We start from the raw sequence: 26,365 nt of genomic DNA on the forward strand, positions 1-26,365 counted from the left end.
TAAAAAATGTAGTGGGGTGAGCTAAGTGAAAATTTTTTATGCAGCAGACCTGCATGGCGGTGAAACAGCCTTCCGAAAATTCACTAATGCCGGGAAGTTTTATAAAGCTGACTTAGTTATTTTTGGAGGGGATTTAACCGGAAAAATGGTTGTTCCAATTGTGGAAAAAAACGGCGTTTATACTTGCCGGTATTACGGCTCAACCGTTAAAGTGAAAAAAGAGAGGGAATTGCCAGACCTGGAGCGAAATCTTAGGGATGCCGGATTCTATCCCTTCTTAGTTTCAGAGGATGAATTAAATCGTTTAAATGAAAATGATGCCGAGCTGATCATCAAAGAGAAGCAGATTGAAGTCCTGCGGGAGTGGATTCGGTTGGCAGATGAGCGATTTTCGGCGGCAGGAATTCCCTGTATCTTGATTCCTGGAAGTGTCGATGATTTTTATTTAGATGAACTGATCAACGCGGGAAGTTTTGTCGCAAACGGTGATGGGAAAATTATTGAAGTAAATGGGTTTGAGATTCTCTCTGTGGGTGGCGGAAAGCCTAGTGTGTTTAAGTACCCGCGTGAATTTAGCGAGGAAGAGCTGGCAGAGAAAATCGAACAATTGGCCGCGCAGGTGAAGGACATGAATCGCTGCATTTTTAATATTCATATCCCTCCTTATGATACTGACTTAGATCAAGGGACCTTATATGATGATGAGTTAAAGCCTGTACTTGATGGGGATTCCCTGGCAACCGGTCCAGCAGGAAGCAAAGCGGTGCGCGAGGCGATTGAAAAATATCAGCCGCTCCTATCTTTGCACGGAAATGTTCATGAAAGCCGCGGTGTAACGACATTAGGGAAAACCATATGCATTAACGCCGGAACAGACTATGACCAAGGCCTGCTAAGGGGCGCGTTGGTGGATGTCGGTGCTGATGGACAGGTGTCCTATACACTGACAGCGGGGTAATTTTTTTAAGGGAGTTGTAACCATGGAAATCATTCGCAAGGAACAAGGCGTACTGACGATGTCACCGAACAATAAGCCTGTTAAAAAAGTTCAGGCTGGCAGCACGGTGTTGTTCGAAACGTATGACTGCTTTAGCAATCAAATCCAGCGGGAGGATCAGCTGTTCAGCTCGGTCGGCTGGGACCAGATCAACCCCGCCACAGGTCCTTTGTATGTAGAAGGGGCGGAGCAGGGGGATATTCTAAAAGTAGAGATATTGGATATTAAAATAGACCAAAAAGGTGTCATGACGACGACACCAAAGCTTGGTGTTTTACGGGATTATGTGTCGGGCGAAACGACAAAAGTTATTCCAATTCGGGAAGGTAAAGCTATTTTCAATGATAAAATTCATATTCCTATTAAACCGATGATTGGTGTTATCGGTACCGCTCCTGGCGGGGAGGAAATTCCGACTGGTACACCAGGCGAACATGGCGGCAATATGGATTGCAAGCAGATCATAAAGGGCTCTACTCTTTATTTACCGGTAAATGTTCCAGGCGCCCTTCTTTCAATGGGAGACTTGCATGCCGTGATGGCTGATGGAGAAATTGTTATTTGCGGATTGGAAATACCTGGAGAAGTAACCGTCAAGGTCGATGTTCTAAAAGGAGAATCGTATCCATTGCCGATGCTTGTCAGCGAAGAAAAGCTAATCACAATTGCATCTGCTGAAACTTTAGATGAGGCGGCCCAACAAGCCACAATCAATATGCATCAATTTCTTGTCAAGCAGCTTGAATTTGATACCGATGAAGCCGGAATGCTGTTATCCCTTGTGGGTGACTTGCGAATCTGCCAAATAGTGGATCCGCTCATGACAGCACGGATGGAACTCCCACAATGGATCCTAGATAAATACGAATACAAAATAAAGTAAGAACAAGTTGAGAGGGCCGCTTCACTCTGTAAATCTTGATGGAGTGGGTTGAGCCCTCTTTTGTTCGCAGTAAGGAGGAGTTGTAATTTGGGTAAAAAGCGTGCCCGTGATCTCGGCTTGCCATTCCCTGGTGTGACAGGAGAAAATAATGCCTTAACCGATGTACCGGGAGTAGAAATTGGTTTTACGACCATTATTGAAGGAGAAGGGCCGGTTCAAATCGGTAAAGGGCCCATCCGTACTGGAGTGACGGCCATCCTGCCAAGAGGAAAAAAGAATACGATGCAGCCCATTTGGGCCGGATTTTACAGTTTAAATGGAAATGGCGAGATGACTGGGGTACATTGGGTGAACGATGCCGGCTACTTTCTTAGCCCCATCTGCATCACCAATACTCACTCGGTAGGAATGGCTCATCATGCCACCACAAAATGGATGATAAACCATTATGGTGAACAGTTCAGTAATGACCATTTATGGTCAATGCCCGTCATTGCCGAAACCTATGATGGCGTCCTTAATGACATAAACGGTCAGCATATTTCTGAAGAGCATGTGCTTTCGGCGATTAATAATGCAAAAACGGGTCCCGTTGCTGAAGGGAATGTTGGCGGTGGAACGGGAATGATTTGCTACGAGTTTAAGGGTGGAACAGGTACATCATCTCGCGTTGTTAACATCGATGGTCAGACGCATCATATAGGAGTTCTTGTCCAAGCCAATTTTGGATTGCGTGAGTGGCTAACCATTTTAGGCGTCCCGGTTGGAAAACATATGATGAAGGAAAAACTATTAGATAAAGAGCAGGGCTCCATTATTGTCATTATTGGGACTGATATCCCGATGCTTCCACACCAACTGCGGCGCGTTGCCAAACGTGCGGCGATTGGCATTGGTAGAAGTGGAAGTCCTGGAGGAAACAGTTCAGGAGATATTTTTCTTGCATTTTCAACAGCAAATGAAATGGAGATTCCCCAATCATCACCGGAAAAACTGAAAATGGAGTTTGTAAATGACGAGGTATTTGACCCAATTTATGAAGCCGTATGCCAAGCAGTTGATGAATCTGTCGTGAACGCCCTAATTGCAGCGGAAACAATGACGACCGTTAAACCTTATGGACAAAAGGTGGAAGCGATTGACCAGCAGGAACTATTGCGGATAATGAAGGACTATAATAGAGTCTAACCAATAAGAAAAAGCAGCGGACGGCATGACCTTCGCTGCTTTAATACTTTATAAAAATTGTACTTCCAGCCATTTTCTTACACTATTGATAAACCAGACCTTTGTGCTTTTTTTAAGGTCAGCAGTGGTTAAAATCTTTTCATGGATTTCACCATTTTTTAGTAGTTCATTTCGATAAGTTCCTGCCAGTAAGCCGCTATTTACAGGAGGAGTATAAAACCTTCCGTCCATTTCCAAAACAATATTTCCATTCGTAAACTCCGTCAGCTCACCATCTCCATTCCAAAGGAGGACATCAAAAGCTTCAGCAGGCTTCCGATTTTGGAATTGGCTATAGATATCGCGATTGGTTGTTTTATGGTATAGGAAAAGATGATCCCGGTTTACTGGTTTATCAGCAAGGACTGCCTTCACAATCGGCCCCATTTGGTTTACAGGATTACCTTCAATTGTTATCCGCCCGATCTTATCCAATAAGAGCCGAACCTTCCATTGACCAGTATTATGCCTGCTAACAAAATCATCCAAAGCCTTTTGGACGCCATCCCAATCAAACTGGAAATCAAAATATTCCGCTGAATTTTTCAGACGGGTAAGGTGCTCATCTAACAGAAAATAGCCTCCATCCACTAATAACAAGCTTTCAAGCAATTGAAACTCCGGATTGTCCGCTTCAAGCAGACTTGCTTTAGTGAGAATTTCTTCATATTCACCCTCAGAGGTAGAATCCCAAGTGATTCCACCACCCACACCGTAGGTGGCCCTCCCTGAAAGATGATCAATCAAAACGGTTCTAATTGGCACATTAAAAACAGCTTCCTTGTTCGGGGTGATATATCCAATCGCACCGCAATAAACATCACGCGGTTCCGTTTCCAAGTCGGAAATGATTTTCATCGTGCTAATCTTCGGTGCGCCTGTTATAGACCCGCATGGAAAAAGGGCCTTAAATATATCAACAAGTTTGATATGATCAGCCAACTCTGCTGTTATCGTTGAGGTCATTTGATGTACGGTCGGATAATGTTCAATTTCAAAAAGCTTTGGAACTGAAACCGTGCCAGGTTCAGCGATCACCCCTAAATCATTTCGCAATAGGTCAACAATCATCAGGTTCTCGGCCCGGTTTTTTTCTGAATCAAAAAGCCAGTTCGAATTTGCTTTATCTTCCTCCAATGTTTTTCCTCTTTTTATCGTACCTTTCATCGGCCGGGTGGCGATATCGCTGCCATTCCAGTGAAAAAACAATTCAGGAGAGGCTGATAAAATACTATGTTCACCTGTATTAATGTACGTACAGTAATTCGAAGACTGGGCTTTTTTAAGTTTTCCATAAAAAGCAAGGTCGTCTCCTTGAAAGTGAGAGTTTAACCGAATGGTATAGTTGGTCTGGTATGTATCGCCGCATTCAATGGATTGCTTAATGAAATCAATCGCTTGATAATACTGATCCATCGTAACTGATGCTGCCCACTCCGTATAGGTATAGGAGCCGGTACTGTTGACCTGCTCATTCAAAGGCTCTTGAAATATACCAAACCAAAGCAGAGGGAAGGTACCGCCATTCGCCACTTTGAAAGCCGAATCAAAGGCTGGCGCACTTTCATATGAAAGAAACCCCGCTGCATAATAACCGTTGTCCACCCATTCTTGCAGGTGTTGAAAGCATGGTAATACTTCCTCAACTGTACGAGCAGTAATTACCTCAATAGGATTTTGAAAAGTATAAGGCTTAATGTTCCCGGATAAATCGGCAAATTCGAAGACTAATAGAGGTGCTCTATGTTTCATTTATCTTTTCCTTTATAAAAAAATTTCGCAGCATATCCATTCCGTTTTCCGTTAAGATGGATTCCGGATGGAATTGAACGCCTTCCACTTTATATTCCTTATGGCGGAGGGCCATAATTTCCCCGCCCTCACTTCTGGCGCTAATCTTTAAGCAGGAAGGAAGGGAGGATTCTTCGACTATTAATGAATGATATCGTGTGACTTGAAACGGTGAAGGCAATCCCGTGAAGACACCACGCTTGTCATGCCTGATGGAAGAAATTTTTCCATGCATTGGCTTCGCCGCTTTTATAATGTTTCCACCAAAAGCTTGGGCAATGATTTGCTGACCGAGGCAGACACCCAATATAGGAATTTCCTGATGAAATCTTTTCACAACATCTAAACATAGACCAGCGGTACCGGGATTACCCGGTCCGGGAGAAATCAAAATAGAATCAGGCTGCATGATTTCTATTGTTTCCAAGGTTAACTGGTCGTTCCGAATCACTACTACTTCCTCACCGAACTTGCGTATGTATTGAACTAAGTTATACGTGAATGAATCATAGTTGTCGATAACTAAAATCACTGTAACTACTGTCACCACCTAGATCTAAATAATATCTCTTTTTTCTAAAACATTTGTTTTTCCATATTAAAGCACTACTTTAGGAAAAAATAGCTTATTTCCTCTTATAAACTCTAATTGATTGAAAACTTGAGGTAATAAAAGCCTTTCTACACACAACACTTGAAAAATCACCAGTTTGGCAACCAATTAAGGGTATTGGTACCCGAAACCGAACAAAATCCAACGGTACGGTTACCACTAAAGAGTATTGGTGACCGAAACCGAACAAAATCCATCGGTACGGTAGCCAATAAAGGGTATTGGCGACCGAAACTGTGCAAAATCCAACGGTACGGTCACCAATAAAGGGTATTGGTGACCGAAACCAAACAAAATCCATCGGTACGGTAGCCAATAAAGGGTATTGGCGACCGAAACTGTGCAAAGTCCAACGGTACGGTCACCAATAAAGGGTATTGGTGACCGAAACCAAACAAAATCCATCGGTACGGTAGCCAATAAAGGGTATTGGTACCCGAAACCGAACAAAATCCAACGGTACGGTCACCAATAAAGCGTATTGGTGACCGAAACCGAACAAAATCCATCGGTACGGTAGCCAATAAAGGGTATTGGCGACCGAAACTGTGCAAAATCCATCGGTACGGTAGCCAATAAAGGGTATTGGCGACCGAAACTGTGCAAAATCCAACGGTACGGTAGCCAATAAAGGGTATTGGTACCCGAAACCGAACAAAATCCATCGGTACGGTAGCCAATAAAGGGTATTGGTGACTGAAACCGAGCAAAATCCACCGGTACGGTAACCAATAAGTGCTCAAGGGATCGGAGAAATTCACCAACCTGGTTGCAATTTAAAAATACAAAGTTTACGAAAACCACTTAAATAATAAACAAAATTCAAATATTAGTATACATTCACATGGAGGAATTAGTAAACTTGTCCTGTTTTTTTAGTTTTATTATAAGAGATATTTTTCCGAAATGTGAAAGTCTTTCTTATAAAAGAAAGGTGTTGTTAAATATTAAAATGAGCAATTGGTCCTGTTAGTCCCCGAAAAGTGGATTTTGCTGATAGGCACCTTTGTTGAAAGTTAACTTTTTTATACCTATAATCTTTTAAGTAAACGTTTTTTATTATTACATAAAGAGGTGTGACAAAAATGAAATTAGTAGCAATCGTGGGAAGTTTACGGAAAGATTCTTATAATAGGGGTTTGGTAGAAACGATTAAGCAGAGGTTCGTTCAAAAATTTGAATTAGAGATTCTTGAAATCGGACAACTTCCGCATTATAACCAAGATGATGAATTTAACCCTTCTGAGCTTGTATTGGAATTCAAGAGAAAGGTTAAAGAAGCTGACGGTGTTATTATTATTACTCCTGAATTCAACTGGTCGATTCCTGGCGTGTTAAAAAATGCGCTTGATTGGTTGTCTCGGGTCGATAAAGTATTGATTGGAAAACCGGTTATGACCGGCGGTGCAACTATGGGCATAGCAGGAACACTGCGAGCCCAACTGCATATACGTGAAATCTTAGCATCACTTCAGGCAAAGCTATTGCCGCCGGCAGGAAACGAAATCCTGATTAGCCAGGCACATACGAAATTTGATGAAGAAACAGGCCTTCTGAAAGAAGAAGCAACGTTGAAATTCGTCGATGATGTCGTCGAAAGATTCGTCGCTTTCGTTAAAGAATAAACTCATTTAAACCGTAAAACGCCGGGGGCACGGCTCCCGGCGCTGATTCATACACCAATTAAGTACTGTATAAGGGTTATTCCTGCTAAAAACGAAAAATTATAAATGCTGAATTTTATTAAGTATTTCTTATTTTCCTCCGGAAACTCCCTAATGAATAGTTTATATGAAATAACACTTGCCAGTGAAGCAATAATAGTGCCAAGTCCCCCAATGTTGACGCCCATTAATAACGGCTGCCAATCTGGCGTAAATTTTGCCAGCAGGAGGGTGGCAGGGACATTGCTGATCAGTTGGCTTAAAAGAATCGACGTAAAGAAAACAGAATGTGAACTGTCGAGACTTTCATTTGCAAACGTGTTTACGATGCTGGTATTCGATATATTTCCGATGAAAACAAAAAAGCAAATAAACGTAAACAGCAGGGTATAATCTATTTTTCTCAATAAATGAATATCTAGCAAACAAACTGCCGCTAACGTCAGGAATAAGGCGAGTTTGTCACTAACCACACCAAAGATAGAGGCAATAATAACGGCGAAGACTACTCCCCAAGCAACCGCTTTTTTTCTTCCATTTAAAGTAGAAGACGGAAACACCACATTTAAATTTTTCCCTTTTAGTCTTATCAAAAGAATTCCAAGTAAAACAATTCCCAAAATAGCTAATAGAAAAACCGTCCCGAAAAACTGCAAAGGTTTTATTCCGTAATAAGTAAAGATGAACAGGTTCTGTGGATTTCCCATTGGTGTCAAACTGCTGCCTAGATTAGCCGCGATCGTTTGCAGGATAATCGTCTCCATCATGTTGATCTTCATCTTTTTGCTTATAATCAGTGTTAACGGTACAAATGTTATTAAGGCAACATCGTTGGTGACGAACATTGAGCTAAAGAAGCATAAGAAAACGAGAATCGCGGATACTTTTTTGCTTGTATGGCATTTATTCAAGATAGAAATTGCGAATTTATCTAATAGTTTCAGTTCCTCGAAGGCCTTAATGACTAGCATTAGGTTAAATAAACTTATAATAACCTTGAGATTTATATATTCAAGCTTTGGAGGATGCAGAAAGCAGCTTGCCAATGCTAATATAAGTGAAACCGTGAATACGATGTCTTTTTTAAAAAAAGAAACGGGCAAACTTAGTCTTTTCTGTTTTCGAACAACAACCAATTCTTTCACAATGATCACCAAAAAGGTTAGGATTTTTTCAACAATGATAACATTATGATTAAATCCGATTCCTGTCAATTAAATTTTAAAGCTTTAAAGCAACGGGGACTGACCCCCAAAGTGAGAGACAGCCCCCCTATAAAAACACCACTTTATTCTACTGTAACGGATAAGGACTTAATAAGTAGTGACGGCGAACCAACTGGTGAGAGTGGGAAGGTTAGGTCGGATCCTACTTTTTCGACATCAGTCAAAAGCTGATAGAAATTCCCCGCGATCGTCATAAGATTAACTGGAAATTGGATCTTTCTGTCCTTTACATAAAACCCATTGGCAGCAACCGAGAAGTCACCGGATATTTGGTTCGCACCTGAATGTAAGCCGGATAAACCGGTAATCAACACGCCTTCGTCCATCGCAAAGACCAACTCTTCCAAAGATGATGCTGAAGGAACAATATAAAGATTGGAAGGCCCAACCTTGACGGCACCTTTATAGGAATCTTTCTGGGCATGACCGGTTGTGGCTGTTTGGTCCTTTTTAGCTGTTTTTAGATTATGGAGGAAGGAATGCAACACACCTGATTCCACCAAGGTAAGTTTCTCCGTTGCTACTCCCTCACTGTCAAAATTCCTGCTGCCAAGGCCATCTTCAAGGAATGGATCATCGATGATTGTCACCATCGAACTCGCTATTTGCTTACCCAGTTTATCTTTAAGCGAAGATAATCCCGCTTGAGTGTTTTCCGCCGAAAAATTGTCGGCAAAAGTAGCTAGCAGGCTTGCGGCCGCATCATTACGTAACAGGACAGGGTAATCCTTGCTCGTAATATTTCTCGAACCCAACTGTGATAAGGCTTCCTCAGCTGCTCTTGTAGCAATCTCTTTGGCATCCAGACTTTGAAAGTCCTTTGTTACTTTAAATTCAAAGGATGTCTTGGTTTCCTCTCCATCTTTCACAATCGCTTCCACCATGACATACAAATAATTCACCTGATCACTCAAGGACAGTCCTTTATTATTGGAAAGGCTTTTGGTTACCGATGTCGTACGTATCAAACAATAATCTGTCGCCACAATCCTCGGATCCATTGCCAGTAATTCACGTTCCACATCTTTGATAAATTGAATTTTTTCAGGAATGGTTACTTCATTTAAGGCTGCGGAATAAAAATTCCGGTTCTCATAAAAGCTGCTGCCCGCAAATATTTCTTCCACATCCTCGTCATTCATGAACTCAGCATTTTCTTTTGCATTTTTTAATAGGAAGGGGATAGAGGCATCATCTAATTTTTCCGTATAGGCGTAGCCCATTTTCCCGTCAATGATACCACGGAAAGAAACACCGCCGTCCTCGGCAATTTCGTATTGGTCGATTTCGCCCTTAAAAATTTGGCAGCCAAAAACTTCTTTCATTTCATAGTAAACCTCAACATCTGTAAAACCAGTTGAGGCGGCTTCTTTAAAAAGTTTCACCTGAAAATCCTGTATATTCATCTTTTATTCCCCCTTTGTCCCGCCAACGGTGATTTCACTTACCCGAATCATTGGCTGGCCGACGTTTACCGGGATACTGCCGCTCAAGGAACCGCACATTCCCGCACCATGCCCGAGATTGTTCCCGACCATATCGACAAGCTGCAAGGTTTTCGGGCCATTCCCAATTAAAGTGGCACCCTTTAATGGCTTTCCGATTTTTCCGTTTTTTACCTCGTACGCTTCCATGATGGCAAAGTTGTAATCGCCTGTTGCTGGGTTGACCTGGCCGCCGCCCATGTACTTGGCATATATTCCATTCTCAGTCGCCGCGATGATTTCTCCCGGTCTTGATTTGCCTGGGGCGATATACGTATTGGTCATCCTTGAGGTAGGGGCAAAGCGGAAGGACTGCCTTCTGCCGGAACCGGTAGAATCCATTCCCATCCGGCGTGAATTAAATTTATCAATTAAATAGCCTGTTAAAATCCCATTTTCGATTAACACATTTTTTCGTGCCTTTTCACCCTCATCGTCGATGTTAATGGATCCCCATTCATTTGGAATTGTGCCATCATCAATGTACGTAACGATTTCCGGAGCAACTCTTTCCCCGATGCGATTAGCGAATACAGAATTGTTTTTCGCGACGGCGGTAGCCTCCAAGCCATGTCCGCAGGCCTCATGAAAAATGACTCCGCCAAACTCATTATCAATAATCACCGGGAATTTGCCGCTCGGGCATGGGTTGGCATCGAGCATGGTTACGGCAATCCTGGCTGCTTCATTGGCATAAAGATCAAGATTTAAGTTTTCGATAAATTCAAAGCCGCTATGGGCACCCGGTCCGTAAAAGCCAGTTTCCATTTTATTGCCGCTTACAGCAACGGCTTGTATCGCCAGTCTTGAGCGGACTCGTTTGTCTTCGATATATTTTCCTTCAGAATTGGCAATAAGCACATTCTGCTCCTCATCCATTACACGCACGGTTACCTGAGAAATACTAGAGTGATAGCTTTTAGCCATATCTGAAGCATTTTTCATGACGGCAATTTTTCTAGATTTAACTACTTCTTGCGGCAGCAATTGGATTGGATGAAGTGTGCTATACGACTCTCGAACAAATGGGGCAGGGGAGATGACACCGTTTCCTTTAATGGCTTGTGCCGCATTTTTCGCAGCCTTCACCAGACCGTCCTTACTGAAATCGGTGGTATACGCATAAACACTTTGCAATCCCTTAAATACACGGATTCCAACCCCAAAATCACGTCCGGAGAGAGCGGTTTCAATTTTACTGCTTCTAAGGGTGATATTATTGGTAAACCGATCCTCTACGAAAATCTCAGAAAAATCGCCGCCAGTGGATAAAGCTGCTGTCAGTACGTCCTCAATTAATGATTGATTTAGCATGATGACCTCCTATGTATTTTATTTTTCTACGTTATTATCAAACTACAATGTAATAGTCGGAAGAGGGTATGTCTTCGTTTCGCATTTAAGATGTTTTTTTATCGACAATTATTTCAATTTTTTTGTCGACAAAAATCTATTTAAAACTGATGGAATTTTGGGAAAATTTTAATAATAGTTATTGGATTTACCAATTAAAAGTGATACTATATTTTTGTGGATAATAACAGTTTGATTAACGAATAAACAATGTGTAATAAAATTTGATAGTTTTATGAATTTTTAAGTGTCGACAGACTACAGAAGGTGGTGAGTAAAATGGATTCATTTTCAATTGAAAAACCTGTCAGATATTACGATCAAGTTTATAACACGCTAAGAGAAATGATTGTTCAAGGGGACTTAAAACCTGGTGATAGTATATTTGAAGCGAGAATCGCCAGAGATTTAAATATCAGCAGAAGTCCTGTCAGGGAAGCGGTCCGCGCTTTAGAAAAAGAAGGGTTATTAGCCATTGATGAAAAGTCAAGAATCACTGTCTATAAACCAACTTTAAAGGATATCGTTGATATTTACGAATGCCGGATGGTTTTAGAGTCCTTGGCAGCTAGATTGACAACAAGGCTTGCTACAACTCAGGAACTGCAGAATATCGAAAAAACAGTTATTGATTCGAAGCAATATTTGGATGTAGAAGGGGAGCGGAACAGACAGGCTTTGATTGCAGAAAATGGCCGTTTTCACGAATTAATCATTCAATACAGCCAAAATAGAAGATTAAAGAAACAGCTGAGAGATCTACATTCATTAAGTCACTATTTTAGAACCCTTAACTTCCAAGGTGAGAATAGGGAATGGATTGTGTATAACGAACATCAGGATATTTTAGCGCAAATGAAAAGAAGAGATGAAGACAAGGCAGCATTTATGATGAACAAACATCTCGAAACCGACTTGGAGCATCTGAAGGAAATTTTCTCAAGTTACACGAAAGAATAGAAAAATAGGAAGGTCATCACAAGAAAAAATGCCTCATATTTTAAACTGTCGACAGACTACAGAATATTATTGCTCTAGGCAACAGAAGATTTTAAGCTGAATCTGGTGATATAAACTGTCGACAGTCGGCATTTAATATTTTTTTGAAAAAAATCCACATGAAAGGATTGAAGAAAAGTTGAAAACCATTATTCAAAATGGAACGATTGTAACAGCTACTGACATTTATAAGGCAGATATCCTTATTGAGAACGGGGTGATTACCGGAATTTCAAGCCATTATGCAGCAGCCCAAGATGCCAATGTCATTGATGCAAGCGGGCAATATGTGTTTCCCGAAGGAATAGATGTACATACTCATCTTGCTTGGCCATTCCAAAGCACTGGAACGGCTGACGATTTTGTAAGCGGAACCAGAGCGGCAGCGGCAGGCGGGATTACCAGCATTATTAATTTTACTAATCCTAAAAAAGGCCAGTCACTCCTTGATAATTTACAAGAATGGAAGAAAAAGGGGGAGTCGTCGCTAATCGACTACGGTTTTCATTCCATTATTAGCGAATACAACGATCAGGTTTTGGAGGAACTCCCAATCCTCGCAGATAAAGAAGGTGTTACTTCTATTAAACTATTTATGGCCTACAAGGGTGAGCTGATGGTGAATGACCGTGAAATGTATAAAATTTTGAAAAAAAGGGGGAAGCAGGGATTATCACAAATGTCCATGCGGAAAACGGCGATATTATTGATGAATTAATTGTGGAGTCTCTCGCGATAGGAAATACCGAGCCTATCTATCATGCCTACACAAGACCGCCGATTACTGAATCAGAGGCAACCGGAAGAGCGCTTGCCATCGCAGAAGCAGCCAAGGCTCCTATTTACATCGTTCATGTTAGCTGTGCTGATGCACTGCAAAAAGTAGCAGAGGCAAAAAAACGCGGGGTGCAAGTAACTGCGGAAACATGCCCTCATTATCTTGTCCTTGATGAAAGCTATTTAGAACTTCAGGATTTTGAAAGTGGAAAATATGTCTGTTCCCCGCCGCTTCGTGAAAAATGGAATCAGGAGCATCTTTGGAACGGTATTGCCGCCGGTCTAATTTCAACGGTAGGGTCAGACCATTGTCCATTCCTTTTTGAAGGACAGAAGACTTTGGGAAGAGATAATTTTGCAAAGATTCCTAACGGTGTACCTGGCCTCGAGGATATTTTCTCCATCGTTTATCATTTCGGAGTTAATGAGGGAAGAATATCACTCCAAAAATTTGTCGAGGTCATCTCCACTGGGCCGGCCAAAACATTTGGCCTCTACCCAAAGAAAGGAAGTATCGGAATTGGTTTCGATGCAGATCTTGTTCTATTCAATCCAAATGCTTCAAGGGTCATTACTCATAAAAGACAATATCAAAATGTTGATTACAATCTTTACGAAGGTATGGAAATCAAGGGTACCATTACTCGGGTGCTGTCACGTGGCGAGGAAATTGTCCGCGACGGATATGTCATTGGGGAACAAGGCCGTGGAAAGTTTCTGTTCAGAAATAAGTTTTCAAAAGTTCAGTCTACAGTATCAGCAATATAAAACTTATTAATTAACCCCCTACGATGTGTTATCGAATATGAAAGGAGGTGAGGGCTCGCAAGTAATTCGATAGTCGCAAAACACATCGTACATTGGTTTCGTTTTTTGGGAAAAATCAATGAAATCTATTAAAGGGGGATTTTTATGCAAGGTGGAACTGGTCTTAAAGTTTCAAAAAATCCAAATGCGGCACTCGCAGCAAAACCAACGAATGTCCGTTGGCGCGTTTTTATTATGCTTTTAGCCCTTGTCACAATCAACTATGTGGACCGCGCAGTTTTATCGATTGCGATGCCGGCTATTCAAAAGGATCTAGCGCTAGACCCAGCACTCGTCGGAGTCATCTTAAGTTCATTTTTCTGGGGATATGCCCTCATGCAAATTCCCTCTGGCTGGCTGTCCGATAAAATCCGTCCGGATAAAGTCGTGTTCGGGGCAGCACTTGGCTGGGGTATTGTCCAAACATTAACAGGGTTCATCAATGGACCGAAAATGCTGATGACACTCCGTGTGTTATTGGGCATAACGGAAGCACCTGTAATGCCAGGATCATCAAAATTGCAGGCGATTTGGCTGAGCAAAAGCGAACGTGGCCGCGGCGCTACCATCATTGATAGTGGTGCACCACTGGGAACAGCTGTAGGCGGACCGATTATTGTTGCCTTTATGGCCTGGTTTGGCGGCTGGCGCGGTGCATTGATCGGTGCCGGTATTTTGACTATTGTTGTTGCCTATCTTGTCTGGAGGGTTATCAAAGGCGGACCTAATGCCAACCCAAAAGTCAATGAAGCAGAGCGCGAATATATCAGAAAAGCACTTGAAGAAGAATATGAGGAGCATAAGCGTAATGCCACTGGTCTAAAGATCGGTCCAAAGGACTACTTAGCCGCAAGAAATTTCTGGTGCATGTGCCTAGGCTGGTTTTCGTTTAATACCGTTTTCTACGGGCTGATGACTTGGGGACCATCTTATCTGGCACAAACACAAAACCTGGATATTAAAGCGATTGGCGGATCGATTTTAATCATTTTTGGTGCCGGGTTTATTGGTGAAATTATCGGCGGTTTGATTACGGATAAGTGGCGCGAAAAGGGTGGCAATGACAATACCGTTATGCGAACCATGCTTTCCATTGCCGGTATTATGACTGCGATTTCGATTTTCCTATTATCTAAGTCAACTTCGGTAACCATGGCGATTACGACCCTTTCCTTTGCACTATTCTTCCTGCGCTGGGGCGGTTTATATTGGAGTGTTCCTGCAGCCATTTCACAGCGCGAGCATGTCGGAACTGTCGGCGGATGTATGAACTTTGCCGGAAATATTGCTGGTGTCATCACACCTATTTATATCGGTATTATTGTATCGACAACAGGTTCCTATTTCTTAGCCCTTATGGTATTCGTCTTTGCCGGAATTCTCTTGGCAACCGTATCTAGCTTAATTAACTACAATAAGAAAATTGGCACAGTCAATTAATGAAGGAGGAAAAAGTAATTATGTCAGAACCAAAGAAAATTGGGATGCTTACACCATCGTCCAATACAGTTTTAGAGCCTATCTGCTCAAGGATGTTATACAATGTACCGGAAGTGACCTGCCATTATGGCCGTTTTGAGGTAACAAAAATCTCACTGGAACAGGATGCTCTCAGTCAATTTAATTTTGAACCGATGCTGCAAGCAGCAGAACTATTGGCCCATGCGGAAGTAGATGTGATTGCCTGGAACGGGACATCTGGCGGATGGCTTGGCTTTGATATGGATTATAAGCTTTGTGAAGAAATTACAAAAAGAACAGGTATCCCGGCCACAACTTCCATGTTGTCACAGGTAAGAGCATTTAAAGAACATAATATTAAAACGATCCACATGGTTACGCCATATATCCCAGAAATCAATAAATTAATTGTTGAACAATATAAAAAGCATTGTAATGTAGAGACGGTTAATATTTCTGGACTTGCCCAAACTTTCAACCGTTCTTTCAGTCAAGTTTCACAGGAAAGAATTGAGGAGCAGATTAAGGAAGTGTGTGTAACGCCTGCAGATGCTCTAAGCGTGGTATGTACAAACTTCCCAGCGGTTGGAAAAGTAGAATACTATGAGGAAAAGTATGAAATCCCAATGTATGACACGATCAACGTGCTAATCTGGGAGTGTTTAAAAATGGTCAATGTCGATCCTGCCAAAGTAAAGGGTTGGGGAAAACTGTTTTCAAGGGTAACAGTAAACAACTAATACTTTTTCATGAGCATTTCAACCTGGCGGGGTTGGAATGCTCTTTATTTTTAAAGAAGAAATTGGGTGCTGCATGGTGTTTTTTCGTCTTCACTGACGACTCCATACATTTTACGGGACAGAAGTTTGGCGCCCCAACCCCGATGTATACCACTTTCAATGACAGTACCAATATAAATTATACAACAATAAGGAACGCTTGAAAATTTTTTGGAAAATAAATTCATTTTTCACAAAAACGGAGGGAAAGCAATGATCTCATTAAATTTTTATAAAGAAGAACAGCTGTGCCTGGGTATTAAAACAGAAAGAGGAATCTTGGACGTAGAGGCAGCAGTTAATAAACTCCCCCATATTCAATCTGCGCCGAAAACAACGGCTGAATTAATTGCTTTTGGGCCAAAAAAGCTTCGAGAGTTATTAGATTTGTCTAACATGGAGGATTCGCTATTCTTAGAAGAGGAGTCATTGACCTTTGGCCCTTGTGTTACTGAACCGCAAAAAATCATTGGCGTTGGTCTTAATTACAAGGATCATGCAGCAGAGTGCGGGCTTCCATTACCGCCTGTCCCAATTATCTTTAGCAAATTTAATACAGCCATCCGGTCCCACGGGCAAGACATCTTGTTGCCAAAAAATACAAAGCAAGTGGATTATGAAGGTGAAATAGCGATTATTATTGGTGAAAAGGCCAAAAATGTGAAGAAGGATGAAGCCCTTTCCGTTATCTATGGATATTGTATTACCAATGATTTAACGGCCCGCGACCTTCAAAAGGTAACCGGACAGTGGCTGTTAGGCAAATCCTGTGACGGATTTTGCCCGCTTGGTCCGTATCTTGTCAGTAAGGAAGAAGTGGAAAATCCCAATAATTTAAGGATTGTCACGAAGCTTAATGGAGAGGTTTGTCAGGATTCCACCACTTCCAATATGATTTTTCCATGCGAGGAACTTATAAGCTATATTTCTGACCATTTTACTCTTCATCCGGGTGACGTCATTTTAACAGGTACACCAGCGGGAGTCATTCTCGGTAAACCAGAAGAACAGCAGGTATGGCTAAAGGATAGCGATGAAATCTCAATTGAGATAGACAAATTGGGCACTTTGAAGAATAAGTTTAAATCTGAAGGATATAGCAGTTCCATAGTAGAATAATAATATGAAGAAATTGAATTGTTGGAAAATTTATAAATAAATATTGAATATACTCTCTGAAAATGCTAATCTTTTATTGTGTAATATAACAGATTTTATAATTATAGACTGTATTAATAAAGGTTTCTGTAAATGGTTAATTTCAAATTTATGGTTGTTAATCCAAACATTTATAGTTTAGGATTTTAAATAACTACTAGTTTTAAGGAGGAATTATAGCATGTCCAACTATGTTAAGGTGGGCAATCTACAGGTTGCTGATATCCTTTATCGATTTATCAATGATGAGGCACTTCCGGGAACCAATCTTGAAGCTGCTGCATTTTGGTCCAATTTCGAAAAAATTATCGAAGAACTGGCACCAAAAAATCGTGAATTACTTGCCAAGCGGGATGTAATCCAAGACAAAATTAATAAATGGCATAAGGAAAACAAAGACTTTGATGCCGAAAGCTACAAACAATTTTTAAAAGAAATTGGCTACATAGAGCCTGAAGTGGAAGATTTTCAGGTTACAACAGAAAACGTTGATGAAGAAGTGGCACTTAAAGCAGGCCCTCAGCTAGTGGTGCCGGTGGATAATGCCAGATACGCTCTTAATGCAGCAAATGCACGTTGGGGAAGCCTGTATGATGCGCTATACGGAACAGATGCAATTAGCGAAGACGGCGGAGCAACACGTGAAGGAAGTTATAATCCTGTTCGTGGTGAAAAGGTTATTACATTCGCAAGAGAATTCCTTGACAAGTGCGTTCCTTTGAATGGCGGAAGCCACAAAGATGCTGTTCTATATGCAGTTGAATCAGGGAAATTAGCTGTAGCTTTAACCAATGGAACTACTGTTGGCCTTCAAGATGAAGCTAAATTTGCGGGCTATCAGGGAAACTCTGTTGCGCCATACGCAATCCTTTTGAAAAATAATGGCCTTTATTTTGAAATTCAAGTGGACCGCAGCCATCCGGTCGGTAAAACTGATAAAGCAGGAGTCAAAGATATCCTGTTAGAATCAGCTTTAACCACCATAATGGATTGTGAGGATTCGGTAGCGGCGGTTGATGCAGAAGACAAGGTTGGCGTTTACCGAAACTGGCTTGGGTTGATGAAAGGTGATTTAACAGCAAGTTTCCAAAAGGGTGATAAGACACTCACTCGCAAATTAAACCCCGACAGAGAATATACTTCGCCAGATGGAAAAATCATCTCACTTAAGGGTCGTTCCCTAATGTTTGTAAGGAACGTGGGCCACTTAATGACCAACAATGCAATCTTGGATAAGGACGGCAATGAAGTGCCTGAAGGCATCATGGATGCAGTAGTGACAAGTTTGCTTGCCAAGCATACATTGCTAGGGAACGGAACTTATCAAAATTCCAACAAAGGTTCCATTTATATTGTAAAGCCGAAGATGCATGGATCCGCAGAGGTAGCATTCGCAAATGAACTTTTTGACCGTGTAGAAGAAATTCTCGGCCTTAAAAAGAATACCTTAAAAATTGGTGTAATGGACGAAGAGCGCCGCACATCTTTAAACTTAAAGAATAGTATTTATGCAGTAAAAGAAAGAATCGTCTTCATTAATACAGGCTTCCTGGACAGAACAGGTGACGAGATGCATACTTCGATGGAAATCGGTCCGATGATTCGCAAAAATGATATGAAGTCATCGCTATGGCTGCAAAGCTATGAAAAGTCAAATGTCTATAATGGCCTAGCTACAGGACTGCAAGGCCGCGCGCAAATCGGTAAAGGAATGTGGGCAATGCCAGATTTAATGGCAGAAATGTTGAAGCAAAAAATCGGCCATCCGAAAGCAGGCGCCAATACGGCATGGGTTCCGTCGCCAACAGCTGCCACCCTGCATGTGCTGCATTACCACCAAGTAGACGTTACAAGCGTTCAGGAACAATTAAAAAATGAGATTAAGGATCTACGAGACGATATTTTAGAAATTCCTGTCTCGCCGAGCCGTAATTGGACCGCTGAGGAAATCCAGCAAGAGCTTGACAACAACGCTCAAGGAATCCTCGGTTATGTTGTCCGCTGGATTGACCAAGGAGTTGGCTGTTCCAAGGTACCTGATATTAATGATATAGGTTTAATGGAAGACCGTGCGACACTAAGGATCTCCAGTCAGCATATTGCCAACTGGCTTCATCATGGAATCTGTAAGAAAGAGCAAGTAGTAGAGACACTTAAGCGGATGGCAAAAGTGGTTGATGCCCAAAATGCTGGTGATGCCAACTACCGTCCGATGGCGCCTAACTATGAGGACTCAGTTGCTTTCCAGGCTGCTTGTGACCTCGTCTTCGAAGGATACGACCAGCCAAACGGCTATACCGAACCAATCCTTCACCGCCGCCGTCTAGAATTAAAAGCAAAATTATCCGTTAAAAATTAATCAGCGGGTGATATTACTTGTTTGAAAAAAGCTGCCCAGCGGGGCAGCTTTTTTCGTTGAAATCACAGGTTATTGGCCTTGTTGATTTCGCAGGGATTGTTCAGCGTAAGCAACGAGACGCTTTGTCATTTCGCCGCCGACTGAACCATTCGCTCGTGCGGTCGTATCAGCACCAAGCTGCACTCCAAACTCGTTGGCGATTTCTTCCTTCATTTGATCCAGAACATTGCCTGCACCAGGAACCAATAGTTTGTTTCTAGCCATGATACATCACTCCCGACGAAGTTTTTGAGCAAGAAAAGTATGCTCGTAAATAATTTTACCAAAAGCGAAGTATTCAATTCGTCGTAAAATATTCCAATCAAACGACAAAACAAGTCAATATTCGATTATTGACAATATTCTGAAAAATAAGTATTCTATATATGAAATGAAAGTTCTTATATAAAATCAGTTTTTTTATTTGAACTTGTTTTTACATTTAAACACTTTTTGCAATCAAAGAATAAATCAGTTGAATGTGAGGTGAACTTATGAGAACAGATGATGTTGAGCATAAGTACTCTGCTCCGGCCGTTGTTTATGCTTTTGATATTTTAACATTTTTGGGAAAACCAAAAAACAAAAAGTCGACTTTAACGGAAATAAGCAATGGCACTGGTCTAAATCGATCTACTAGCTATAGAATACTTCAAACTTTGGTCAGCTTGAAAATACTCCTCTATAACGAAGAAACGAAAAAATTTTCCTTGGGTCCCTATTTAATCGTCTTAGGGAACCGTGCCACTGAGTTAATTGATTACATGGCTATTGCGAAGGATTATATGGAGAAAATTAGCCAACTGACAGAGTCAACCTGCGGTTTAATCCAAAGGATTGGCGATGAATGGATATACATAGAGAAAACCAACCCAAAATCTCCATTTAGCCTCTCTATCAACGTGGGACAACGTTTTCCTCTTAACGCCGGTGCATCAGGAAAGCTATTTCTATCTTACATGCCTGAAAATGAAAGAAATGAGATTCTTGACCGAATCGGTTTAATAAAATATACCGACAATACAACATACGAAAGAGAAAAATACATCAGCGAACTGTCCACCATCCGAAGTCAAGGGTATGCAGTTAGTATTAATGAACATTTTGAAGGCATCACAGGACTGTCCTTTCCCATCGAAAATAAACTGGGAAAGCTTGAATTTGTAATAACCGTTTTTATTATCAGTAATTTTAAAAAAGTAGAAGACTTTGATCAGCTTGCACATGAAATCAAAAAAATAATTAAGGAATTGTCTTCTTTTTTCTAATGCAAATACTTCAAAAAATTTTTTCTGGAGCTAAATTTACAAAAAGAGGTGAAAGCTTATGAACAAAATCGAAATCATAAATTTGACCAAGGTGTTCGGAGAAAAGCCACAAAAGGCAATAGAAATGCTTAAAAACGGGGAACAAAAGGATGAAATTTTAAATAAAACAGGAATGACCGTCGGGGTAAATCAGGTTTCCTTGTCGGTAAAACCAGGTGAAATTTTTGTCATTATGGGGCTTTCAGGCAGCGGTAAATCTACTTTAATAAGATTGATTAATAGGTTAATTGAACCTACTGCCGGTGAGGTTTTTATCGATGGACAGGACATCACCAAGATGGATAAGACAGCCTTAATTGAAATGAGACGAAAAAAGCTAGGGATGGTTTTTCAAAAATTTGGCCTGCTTCCACACCGTTCTGTTTTGAATAATGTGGCCTATGGGCTAGAAATCCAAGGGGTAAAAAAGCCGGAACGAGAAGCTAGAGCGATGAAAATTATTGAGGACGTAGGATTGAAGGGCTATGAAAAAAGCATGCCAAACCAGTTGAGTGGCGGCATGCAGCAGCGTGTTGGTTTAGCCCGGGCATTAACAAGCGATACTGACATTTTATTAATGGATGAAGCCTTTAGTGCGCTAGACCCGATTATCCGTAAAGAAATGCAAGATGAACTGTTAAGGCTGCAAAGCAAAATTGGAAAAACAGTTTTATTTATCACTCATGACTTAGATGAAGCCCTGAAGCTCGGTGACAGGATCGCCATCATGAAGGACGGAGTAATCGTTCAAATCGGAACACCTGAAGAAATTTTGTCCAATCCTGCTGACAGTTATGTTGCTAACTTCGTCCAAGATATCGACCGTTCTAAAGTTTTAGTAGCATCCCATGTGATGAAAATACCGGAGGCCGTTATGTTTTATCATGAAGGATCTCAGGAAGCGGTTAGAAGAATGGAGGAAGCCGGATCACCGATTATTTATGTTGTTGATAGGGAAAAGAATTATCTTGGTTTATTAACAATTGATCATGCCATTAAAGCGTTTAATGAAAATCTTCCATTGGAAAGAGTTTTAATTAAAAGCGCTCTATCAGAACCTGATACTCCGTTAAATGACTTAATTGGCCTTGCCGCTAATGCAAAATATCCAATTACCGTCGTAGAAAATGGGAAGTTAATGGGGATTGTATCACGGGTTTCTATTCTTTCAGGATTGGTCCTTGGGAAAAGCAACGATAGGGTGGTGGTTTCAGCGTGAACTATTTCAAATTACCTTTAGAGGAATGGACCAACAAATTTATAAATGACTGGTTTCTTCCTAATATGAGTGGTTTTTTTGATGGAATCAGCAATGTATTCCAATCCTTTATAGATATGATTACGAAGCTTTTAATCGCTGTCCCGCCCGAAATCATCGCGATTATTCTCATTATTTTGGCGTGGAGAATTTCCGGAAAAGGACTGGCGCTGTTCACTCTGGTGGGCTGTCTTTATATGGGTTCTGTCGGAATGTGGGAAGCGGCGATGCAAACAGTTGGGATTATGATTGTTTCTACAATTGTTTCTGTGTTTATCGGTGTTCCACTGGGAATTCTTAGTGCAACCAGCAGGAGTGTTGATAAAGTTATTCGTCCTATACTAGATTTCATGCAAACTCTGCCTATTTTCGTTTATTTAATTCCATCAATTCTTTTATTCGGGCTTGGCGGTGTCCCGGCAGTTATTGCTACCTTTGTGTTTGCCGCCCCGCCAGCAGTAAGAATGACTAGCTTAGGGATTAAACAAGTACCAGCTGAAGTGGTGGAAGCATCGAAAGCTTTTGGGTCGACTACAACACAGTTATTGTTTAAAGTTCAGCTTCCACTGGCAATGCCTGCGATCATGGCAGGTGTCAACCAGACCATCATGTTGTCACTATCAATGGCGGTCGTTTCTTCTATGATTGGTGCACCAGGGCTGGGTTCCTCCGTATTGCGGGGAATCGCAACTGTTAACGTTGGTCTTGGGTTAACCGCCGGATTAGCCATCGTTGTATTAGCGATTATTCTCGACCGGATTACGCAAAGCTTAGGTCAAAAAACCAAATTTTAAGGAGGAAAAAAGATGAAAAAGGGATTGCTAGGTTTTATCATTGCCATGTTGCTCTTGTCTGTTGTAGGCTGTTCATCCTCAAGTACATCAGGTCAAGAAAAGAAACAGGATGCAAAAGAGGATAAAAAATCAGTAACCATTACTTTCGGACTAACTCCGTGGAGCAGTACGGTACCGCCTACTAAAGTTGCCAGTCTTATTTTGAAAGATATGGGATATACCGTTAAAGAAATGAATGCCGATGCTGGGAGCGTCTATACAGGTTTATCACGAGGAGATATTGATGTGTTTATGGATTCCTGGATTCCTGCACATACTCCTTATCTGGATAAATACAAAGACTCCATTGAAGACACAGCTGTCAGCTATAAAGACGCTGCAACAGGCTGGGTTGTCCCGAAATATATGACTGATATTAATTCGATTGCTGATTTAAAGGGAAAAGAAAGTGAATTTAAAAATGAAATGTATTCCATCGAAGTAGGGACAAGTGCGCAAAAAACCATTGACGAAATGATTCAAGGATACGGTTTAGATATGAAACAGGTTAATTCATCAGAAGCTGCTATGCTGGCAGAAGCAATGCGTAAAATGGCCAAGAAAGAACCAGTTATCTTTTTCGGCTGGCGCCCGCACACGATGTTCAACAAATTTGATTTAAAGGTTTTAAAAGATGACAAAGAATTTTTGCACTCTTCTTCCATTCACGTCATCACAAATAAAAAGCTGAAAGAAACGGCTCCAGATGCCTATAAATTCTTAAGTAATTGGAGCATTTCCATCGATGATGTAGAAGCTATGATTGCCAAAATTGAAAACAAGGAAGACGCTGAGAAGGTTGCCCAAGAGTGGATTAAGAACAACCAAGATAAAGTAAAAGCAATGACCGGAAAATAAGACATGAATTCTTTCTGTGCTGACTTATTATGAGTCAGCACAGAGTTATTTTTACCATCAAAAGTACTTTGCAATAAATAAACTTAGGCAAGGAGAGAGGAATTTGGAAACGAATCAAATTTTGGTGGAGAAAAATGTTCCTTGTACGTTAAGAGACGGAACTGTTCTATATGCTGATATTTATCGGCCGAATATAGATGGGAAATTCCCTGTACTAGTAACCAGGCACCCTTACAACAAAGATTTGCCGTTTTACTCTCATCGTTATTTGGATACGAACCGCTTGGTCCAAAACGGTTATGTCGTCATTAACCAAGATGTAAGGGGACGGTATAATTCAGAAGGAAACTTCTACCCGATGATCCATGAAGCGGAAGATGGCTATGATACGGTTGAATGGGCTGCGAAATTACCTTTTTCAAATGGAAAGGTAGGAATGTTCGGATTATCCTATTATGGATTCACGCAATTATTGGCGGCATCCGAACAGCCGCCGCATTTACAAGCAATCGCACCCGTAATGACCTTAAGCAATCGCCGTGACACTACCTTTACGGAAAGCGGCGCATTTCTGCTTGCTTCCTCAGAAACATGGGGGCTTGAATCGCTGGCGCCGGATGAAATCAAACGGAAATACAAAGACCCTAAACTTATTGCGGAAAAGATGAAGCAATTAGCGCACTTCTACAACAATATTAACGAGTGGTACCGATTCAGACCGGTTAAGGACTGGCCGCCGCTGAAAGAGCTTGGAGTAGCCGCAGCATTCTATGATTCCTTCGATGAAACGGTAAGAGAAGAACTTGGCGAAAGAATGAGTATATCTCATAAATATCATCAATTTACGGTACCTGCGTATCATATTGCCGGTTGGTATGATAATCTCCTTCCGTCGACGATTCAAAACTATCAAGGAATGTCGGAAAAAGCAGCAACATCTGAAGCTAGAGAAAATCAGAAATTAATAATTGGTGCCTGGGGACATGGAGTGTATACATCGACTCTTGGTGAACGGTCTTTTGGCCTTCATGCCGCAGGTGACTGGATTGATTACAAGGAAGATTTGACGGGATTACATCTGCGCTGGTTTGATTTTTGGTTAAAAGGAATAGACACAGGGATTGTGAATGAAGCTCCAATAAAAATCTTTGTCATGGGCATTAATGAGTGGCGTGATGAATATGAATGGCCATTAGCCCGGACTAATTATAAGCCTTTCTATTTACATAGCGAAGGGAAGGCCAATACGAGGTTTGGTGATGGTGTGTTATCTTGGGAAAAGCAAGGGAACGAACCGAATGATCAGTTCATTTATGACCCTGAAAATCCGGTTCCAACGAAAGGCGGGGGAACATTATTTGCTGGTGCTCATACGTACGGCCCTCAGGACCAACGCAGCATTGAAGAAAGGGAGGATGTCCTTGTTTATACATCACAGCCTCTAGAACAGCCTTTGGAAGTGACAGGTCCAGTCAAGGCAAAGCTTTGGGTCCAAACAGATGCAGTTTCTACAGACTTCACAGCAAAGCTGATTGATGTCCTGCCAGATGGAACAGCTTATAATCTTACTGATGGAATTGTTCGTTTGTCAAATCAAACACCGGGTAATACCGTCGAAATCGAAATTGATATGTGGGCTACTAGTAATGTGTTCCTGCCAGGTCATTGTATTAGGCTGGAGGTATCCTCTAGCAATTTCCCGCGCTATGATGCGAATTTAAATACAGGAAAAACGATGATTGATAGTCTTGAAAGTAAATGTGCTCGGCAAACAATTTTCCATCAGGAGGAATATCCATCCTATCTGTTGCTGCCGGTTATTGAGATAGAAAAATATATGTAATAACTGTCATTTGACAGCGCAGGCTGCTTTTTCTTCACATTAGTCAATTTATCTGAGGTGCTCCGTGTGTTAGAAATCTTTTTAATCTTATTATTGCAGCTTATTTATGTACCGTTACTTACACTTCGAATCATATTTTTAGTTAGAAATCTCACCGCCCTTGCTGCCATCCTAGGTATGGCGGAAATGCTTGTTTATGTATTTGGATTAGCTTTAGTCTTTAATGGAAGTCAGAGTATATTAGCGATGGTTGTTTATGCAGTTGGATTTGGCATAGGGATCATTTACGGGACCAAAATAGAACAGAAATTAGCGGTAGGTTATATTATTTTTACGGTCAACACCCAAACAAAAAACATAGAACTAATGGAAACGCTTAGAAACAATGGGTTTGGAGTTACCTTGTTTGTTGGGGAAGGACGTGATGGAGACCGTTATAAAATGGAAATTTTCACGAAACGAAATCGTGAAAAGGAATTGATCTCCATGATTGAAAAATTTGAACCACATGCTTTTATTGTATCCTATGAACCTAGGTTTTTTAAGGGAGGATATTTACTGGACCGGAGAAAAAATCCAAAAAAGAAAACCGGCTAGCTGCTAAAATTGCAGCTGGTCTTTTTTATTTAAAAGGGTCAGACCCCGGTGC

22 protein-coding genes and 1 pseudogene are annotated in these 26,365 nt (G+C 41.2%); 16 read left to right on the plus strand and 7 right to left on the minus strand.

Features of this window, described 5'->3' with window-relative positions; genetic code table 11:
• Nucleotides 1–25 precede the first annotated feature (25 nt).
• The 3 genes from ACNQGS_RS02100 (at nucleotide 26) to ACNQGS_RS02110 (ending at nucleotide 3,068) form a co-directional block, all read left to right on the plus strand.
• A complete protein-coding gene (locus tag ACNQGS_RS02100) occupies nucleotides 26–958 on the plus strand; it encodes a metallophosphoesterase family protein (RefSeq protein WP_491485905.1) in 933 nt (310 codons plus the stop codon).
• Between the two features lie 22 nt (nucleotides 959–980).
• Complete coding sequence (locus ACNQGS_RS02105; protein WP_491485906.1) at nucleotides 981–1,880, plus strand: acetamidase/formamidase family protein; 900 nt, start codon at nucleotides 981–983, stop codon at nucleotides 1,878–1,880.
• Nucleotides 1,881–1,967: 87 nt separating this feature from the next.
• A complete protein-coding gene (locus ACNQGS_RS02110) occupies nucleotides 1,968–3,068 on the plus strand; it encodes a DmpA family aminopeptidase (protein ID WP_491485907.1) in 1,101 nt (366 codons plus the stop codon).
• A gap of 48 nt (nucleotides 3,069–3,116) precedes the next feature.
• On the opposite strand, the gene pabB is transcribed toward ACNQGS_RS02110, so the two are convergent.
• The 3 genes from pabB to ACNQGS_RS02125 form a co-directional block, all read right to left on the minus strand.
• Nucleotides 3,117–4,859, minus strand: coding sequence for an aminodeoxychorismate synthase component I (gene pabB, locus ACNQGS_RS02115; protein WP_491485908.1), 1,743 nt, complete (start codon nucleotides 4,857–4,859; stop codon nucleotides 3,117–3,119).
• Nucleotides 4,849–5,430 (minus strand): anthranilate synthase component II, encoded by a 582-nt coding sequence (locus tag ACNQGS_RS02120; RefSeq protein WP_491486046.1) that lies wholly within the window; start codon nucleotides 5,428–5,430, stop codon nucleotides 4,849–4,851. Before ACNQGS_RS02120 ends, pabB begins: the two co-directional genes overlap by 11 nt.
• A 338-nt stretch (nucleotides 5,431–5,768) precedes the next feature.
• Nucleotides 5,769–6,191 carry a hypothetical protein gene (locus tag ACNQGS_RS02125; RefSeq protein WP_491485909.1) on the minus strand — a complete coding sequence of 141 codons (423 nt, stop codon included), beginning with the start codon at nucleotides 6,189–6,191 and terminating at the stop codon, nucleotides 5,769–5,771.
• A 405-nt stretch (nucleotides 6,192–6,596) separates the two neighbouring features.
• Here ACNQGS_RS02125 and ACNQGS_RS02130 point away from each other — a divergent pair, with 405 nt between their 5' ends.
• Nucleotides 6,597–7,136, plus strand: a complete 540-nt coding sequence (locus tag ACNQGS_RS02130) for an NADPH-dependent FMN reductase (protein WP_491485910.1) — start codon at nucleotides 6,597–6,599, stop codon at nucleotides 7,134–7,136.
• Nucleotides 7,137–7,183: 47 nt separating this feature from the next.
• On the opposite strand, the gene ACNQGS_RS02135 is transcribed toward ACNQGS_RS02130, so the two are convergent.
• The 3 genes from ACNQGS_RS02135 to ACNQGS_RS02145 all read right to left on the minus strand — a co-directional run bounded on the left by ACNQGS_RS02135 (nucleotide 7,184) and on the right by ACNQGS_RS02145 (nucleotide 11,199).
• Entirely contained in the window at nucleotides 7,184–8,320 is a 1,137-nt protein-coding gene (locus ACNQGS_RS02135; RefSeq protein WP_491486047.1) for an SLC13 family permease, read from the minus strand.
• Between the two features lie 143 nt (nucleotides 8,321–8,463).
• Entirely contained in the window at nucleotides 8,464–9,807 is a 1,344-nt protein-coding gene (locus ACNQGS_RS02140; protein WP_491485911.1) for a TldD/PmbA family protein, read from the minus strand.
• A gap of 3 nt (nucleotides 9,808–9,810) precedes the next feature.
• Complete coding sequence (locus tag ACNQGS_RS02145; RefSeq protein ID WP_491485912.1) at nucleotides 9,811–11,199, minus strand: TldD/PmbA family protein; 1,389 nt, start codon at nucleotides 11,197–11,199, stop codon at nucleotides 9,811–9,813.
• A 318-nt stretch (nucleotides 11,200–11,517) separates the two neighbouring features.
• On the opposite strand from ACNQGS_RS02145, the gene ACNQGS_RS02150 reads away from it, so the two are divergent.
• The 6 genes and pseudogenes from ACNQGS_RS02150 (at nucleotide 11,518) to ACNQGS_RS02175 (ending at nucleotide 19,578) form a co-directional block, all read left to right on the plus strand.
• On the plus strand, nucleotides 11,518–12,198 hold the full coding sequence (locus ACNQGS_RS02150) for a GntR family transcriptional regulator (RefSeq protein WP_491485913.1): 681 nt from the start codon (nucleotides 11,518–11,520) through the stop codon (nucleotides 12,196–12,198).
• 178 nt (nucleotides 12,199–12,376) lie between these two features.
• A pseudogene (gene hydA / locus ACNQGS_RS02155) lies at nucleotides 12,377–13,782 on the plus strand (dihydropyrimidinase).
• A gap of 144 nt (nucleotides 13,783–13,926) precedes the next feature.
• A complete protein-coding gene (locus ACNQGS_RS02160; protein ID WP_491485914.1) occupies nucleotides 13,927–15,261 on the plus strand; it encodes an MFS transporter in 1,335 nt (444 codons plus the stop codon).
• A 20-nt stretch (nucleotides 15,262–15,281) separates the two neighbouring features.
• Entirely contained in the window at nucleotides 15,282–16,022 is a 741-nt protein-coding gene (locus tag ACNQGS_RS02165; protein ID WP_491485915.1) for a maleate cis-trans isomerase family protein, read from the plus strand.
• Nucleotides 16,023–16,274: 252 nt separating this feature from the next.
• Entirely contained in the window at nucleotides 16,275–17,180 is a 906-nt protein-coding gene (locus tag ACNQGS_RS02170; protein ID WP_491485916.1) for a fumarylacetoacetate hydrolase family protein, read from the plus strand.
• A gap of 220 nt (nucleotides 17,181–17,400) precedes the next feature.
• Nucleotides 17,401–19,578 carry a malate synthase G gene (locus ACNQGS_RS02175; protein ID WP_491485917.1) on the plus strand — a complete coding sequence of 726 codons (2,178 nt, stop codon included), beginning with the start codon at nucleotides 17,401–17,403 and terminating at the stop codon, nucleotides 19,576–19,578.
• A gap of 69 nt (nucleotides 19,579–19,647) precedes the next feature.
• Here the strand turns inward: ACNQGS_RS02175 and ACNQGS_RS02180 are convergent, their stop codons facing one another.
• A complete protein-coding gene (locus tag ACNQGS_RS02180; RefSeq protein ID WP_026576247.1) occupies nucleotides 19,648–19,842 on the minus strand; it encodes an alpha/beta-type small acid-soluble spore protein in 195 nt (64 codons plus the stop codon).
• Nucleotides 19,843–20,111: 269 nt separating this feature from the next.
• On the opposite strand from ACNQGS_RS02180, the gene ACNQGS_RS02185 reads away from it, so the two are divergent.
• From ACNQGS_RS02185 to ACNQGS_RS02210, 6 genes are all read left to right on the plus strand, one after another.
• Nucleotides 20,112–20,885, plus strand: coding sequence for an IclR family transcriptional regulator (locus ACNQGS_RS02185; RefSeq protein WP_491485918.1), 774 nt, complete (start codon nucleotides 20,112–20,114; stop codon nucleotides 20,883–20,885).
• Between the two features lie 58 nt (nucleotides 20,886–20,943).
• Entirely contained in the window at nucleotides 20,944–22,143 is a 1,200-nt protein-coding gene (locus ACNQGS_RS02190; RefSeq protein WP_491485919.1) for a quaternary amine ABC transporter ATP-binding protein, read from the plus strand.
• Nucleotides 22,140–22,976, plus strand: coding sequence for an ABC transporter permease (locus ACNQGS_RS02195; RefSeq protein ID WP_491485920.1), 837 nt, complete (start codon nucleotides 22,140–22,142; stop codon nucleotides 22,974–22,976). The genes ACNQGS_RS02190 and ACNQGS_RS02195 overlap by 4 nt, the downstream gene beginning before the upstream one ends.
• 12 nt (nucleotides 22,977–22,988) lie before the next feature.
• Nucleotides 22,989–23,873, plus strand: coding sequence for a glycine betaine ABC transporter substrate-binding protein (locus ACNQGS_RS02200; RefSeq protein ID WP_491485921.1), 885 nt, complete (start codon nucleotides 22,989–22,991; stop codon nucleotides 23,871–23,873).
• Nucleotides 23,874–23,976: 103 nt separating this feature from the next.
• On the plus strand, nucleotides 23,977–25,716 hold the full coding sequence (locus tag ACNQGS_RS02205) for a CocE/NonD family hydrolase (RefSeq protein ID WP_491485922.1): 1,740 nt from the start codon (nucleotides 23,977–23,979) through the stop codon (nucleotides 25,714–25,716).
• A gap of 66 nt (nucleotides 25,717–25,782) precedes the next feature.
• Nucleotides 25,783–26,313, plus strand: coding sequence for a DUF2179 domain-containing protein (locus tag ACNQGS_RS02210; protein ID WP_491485923.1), 531 nt, complete (start codon nucleotides 25,783–25,785; stop codon nucleotides 26,311–26,313).
• Nucleotides 26,314–26,365 lie beyond the last annotated feature (52 nt).

This window comes from Neobacillus sp. PVCKKU3 (assembly GCF_058323225.1).

Bases quoted from the DNA above. Each gene is read 5' to 3' on its own strand.
- ACNQGS_RS02130 (WP_491485910.1), top strand. From the start codon at position 6,597: ATGAAATTAGTAGCAATCGTGGGAAGTTTACGGAAAGATTCTTATAAT.
- ACNQGS_RS02105 (WP_491485906.1), top strand. From the start codon at position 981: ATGGAAATCATTCGCAAGGAACAAGGCGTACTGACGATGTCACCGAAC.
- ACNQGS_RS02170 (WP_491485916.1), top strand. From the start codon at position 16,275: ATGATCTCATTAAATTTTTATAAAGAAGAACAGCTGTGCCTGGGTATT.
- ACNQGS_RS02175 (WP_491485917.1), top strand. From the start codon at position 17,401: ATGTCCAACTATGTTAAGGTGGGCAATCTACAGGTTGCTGATATCCTT.
- ACNQGS_RS02185 (WP_491485918.1), top strand. From the start codon at position 20,112: ATGAGAACAGATGATGTTGAGCATAAGTACTCTGCTCCGGCCGTTGTT.
- pabB (WP_491485908.1), bottom strand. From the start codon at position 4,859: ATGAAACATAGAGCACCTCTATTAGTCTTCGAATTTGCCGATTTATCC.
- ACNQGS_RS02165 (WP_491485915.1), top strand. From the start codon at position 15,282: ATGTCAGAACCAAAGAAAATTGGGATGCTTACACCATCGTCCAATACA.
- ACNQGS_RS02190 (WP_491485919.1), top strand. From the start codon at position 20,944: ATGAACAAAATCGAAATCATAAATTTGACCAAGGTGTTCGGAGAAAAG.
- ACNQGS_RS02140 (WP_491485911.1), bottom strand. From the start codon at position 9,807: ATGAATATACAGGATTTTCAGGTGAAACTTTTTAAAGAAGCCGCCTCA.
- ACNQGS_RS02200 (WP_491485921.1), top strand. From the start codon at position 22,989: ATGAAAAAGGGATTGCTAGGTTTTATCATTGCCATGTTGCTCTTGTCT.
- ACNQGS_RS02150 (WP_491485913.1), top strand. From the start codon at position 11,518: ATGGATTCATTTTCAATTGAAAAACCTGTCAGATATTACGATCAAGTT.
- ACNQGS_RS02180 (WP_026576247.1), bottom strand. From the start codon at position 19,842: ATGGCTAGAAACAAACTATTGGTTCCTGGTGCAGGCAATGTTCTGGAT.
- ACNQGS_RS02145 (WP_491485912.1), bottom strand. From the start codon at position 11,199: ATGCTAAATCAATCATTAATTGAGGACGTACTGACAGCAGCTTTATCC.
- ACNQGS_RS02160 (WP_491485914.1), top strand. From the start codon at position 13,927: ATGCAAGGTGGAACTGGTCTTAAAGTTTCAAAAAATCCAAATGCGGCA.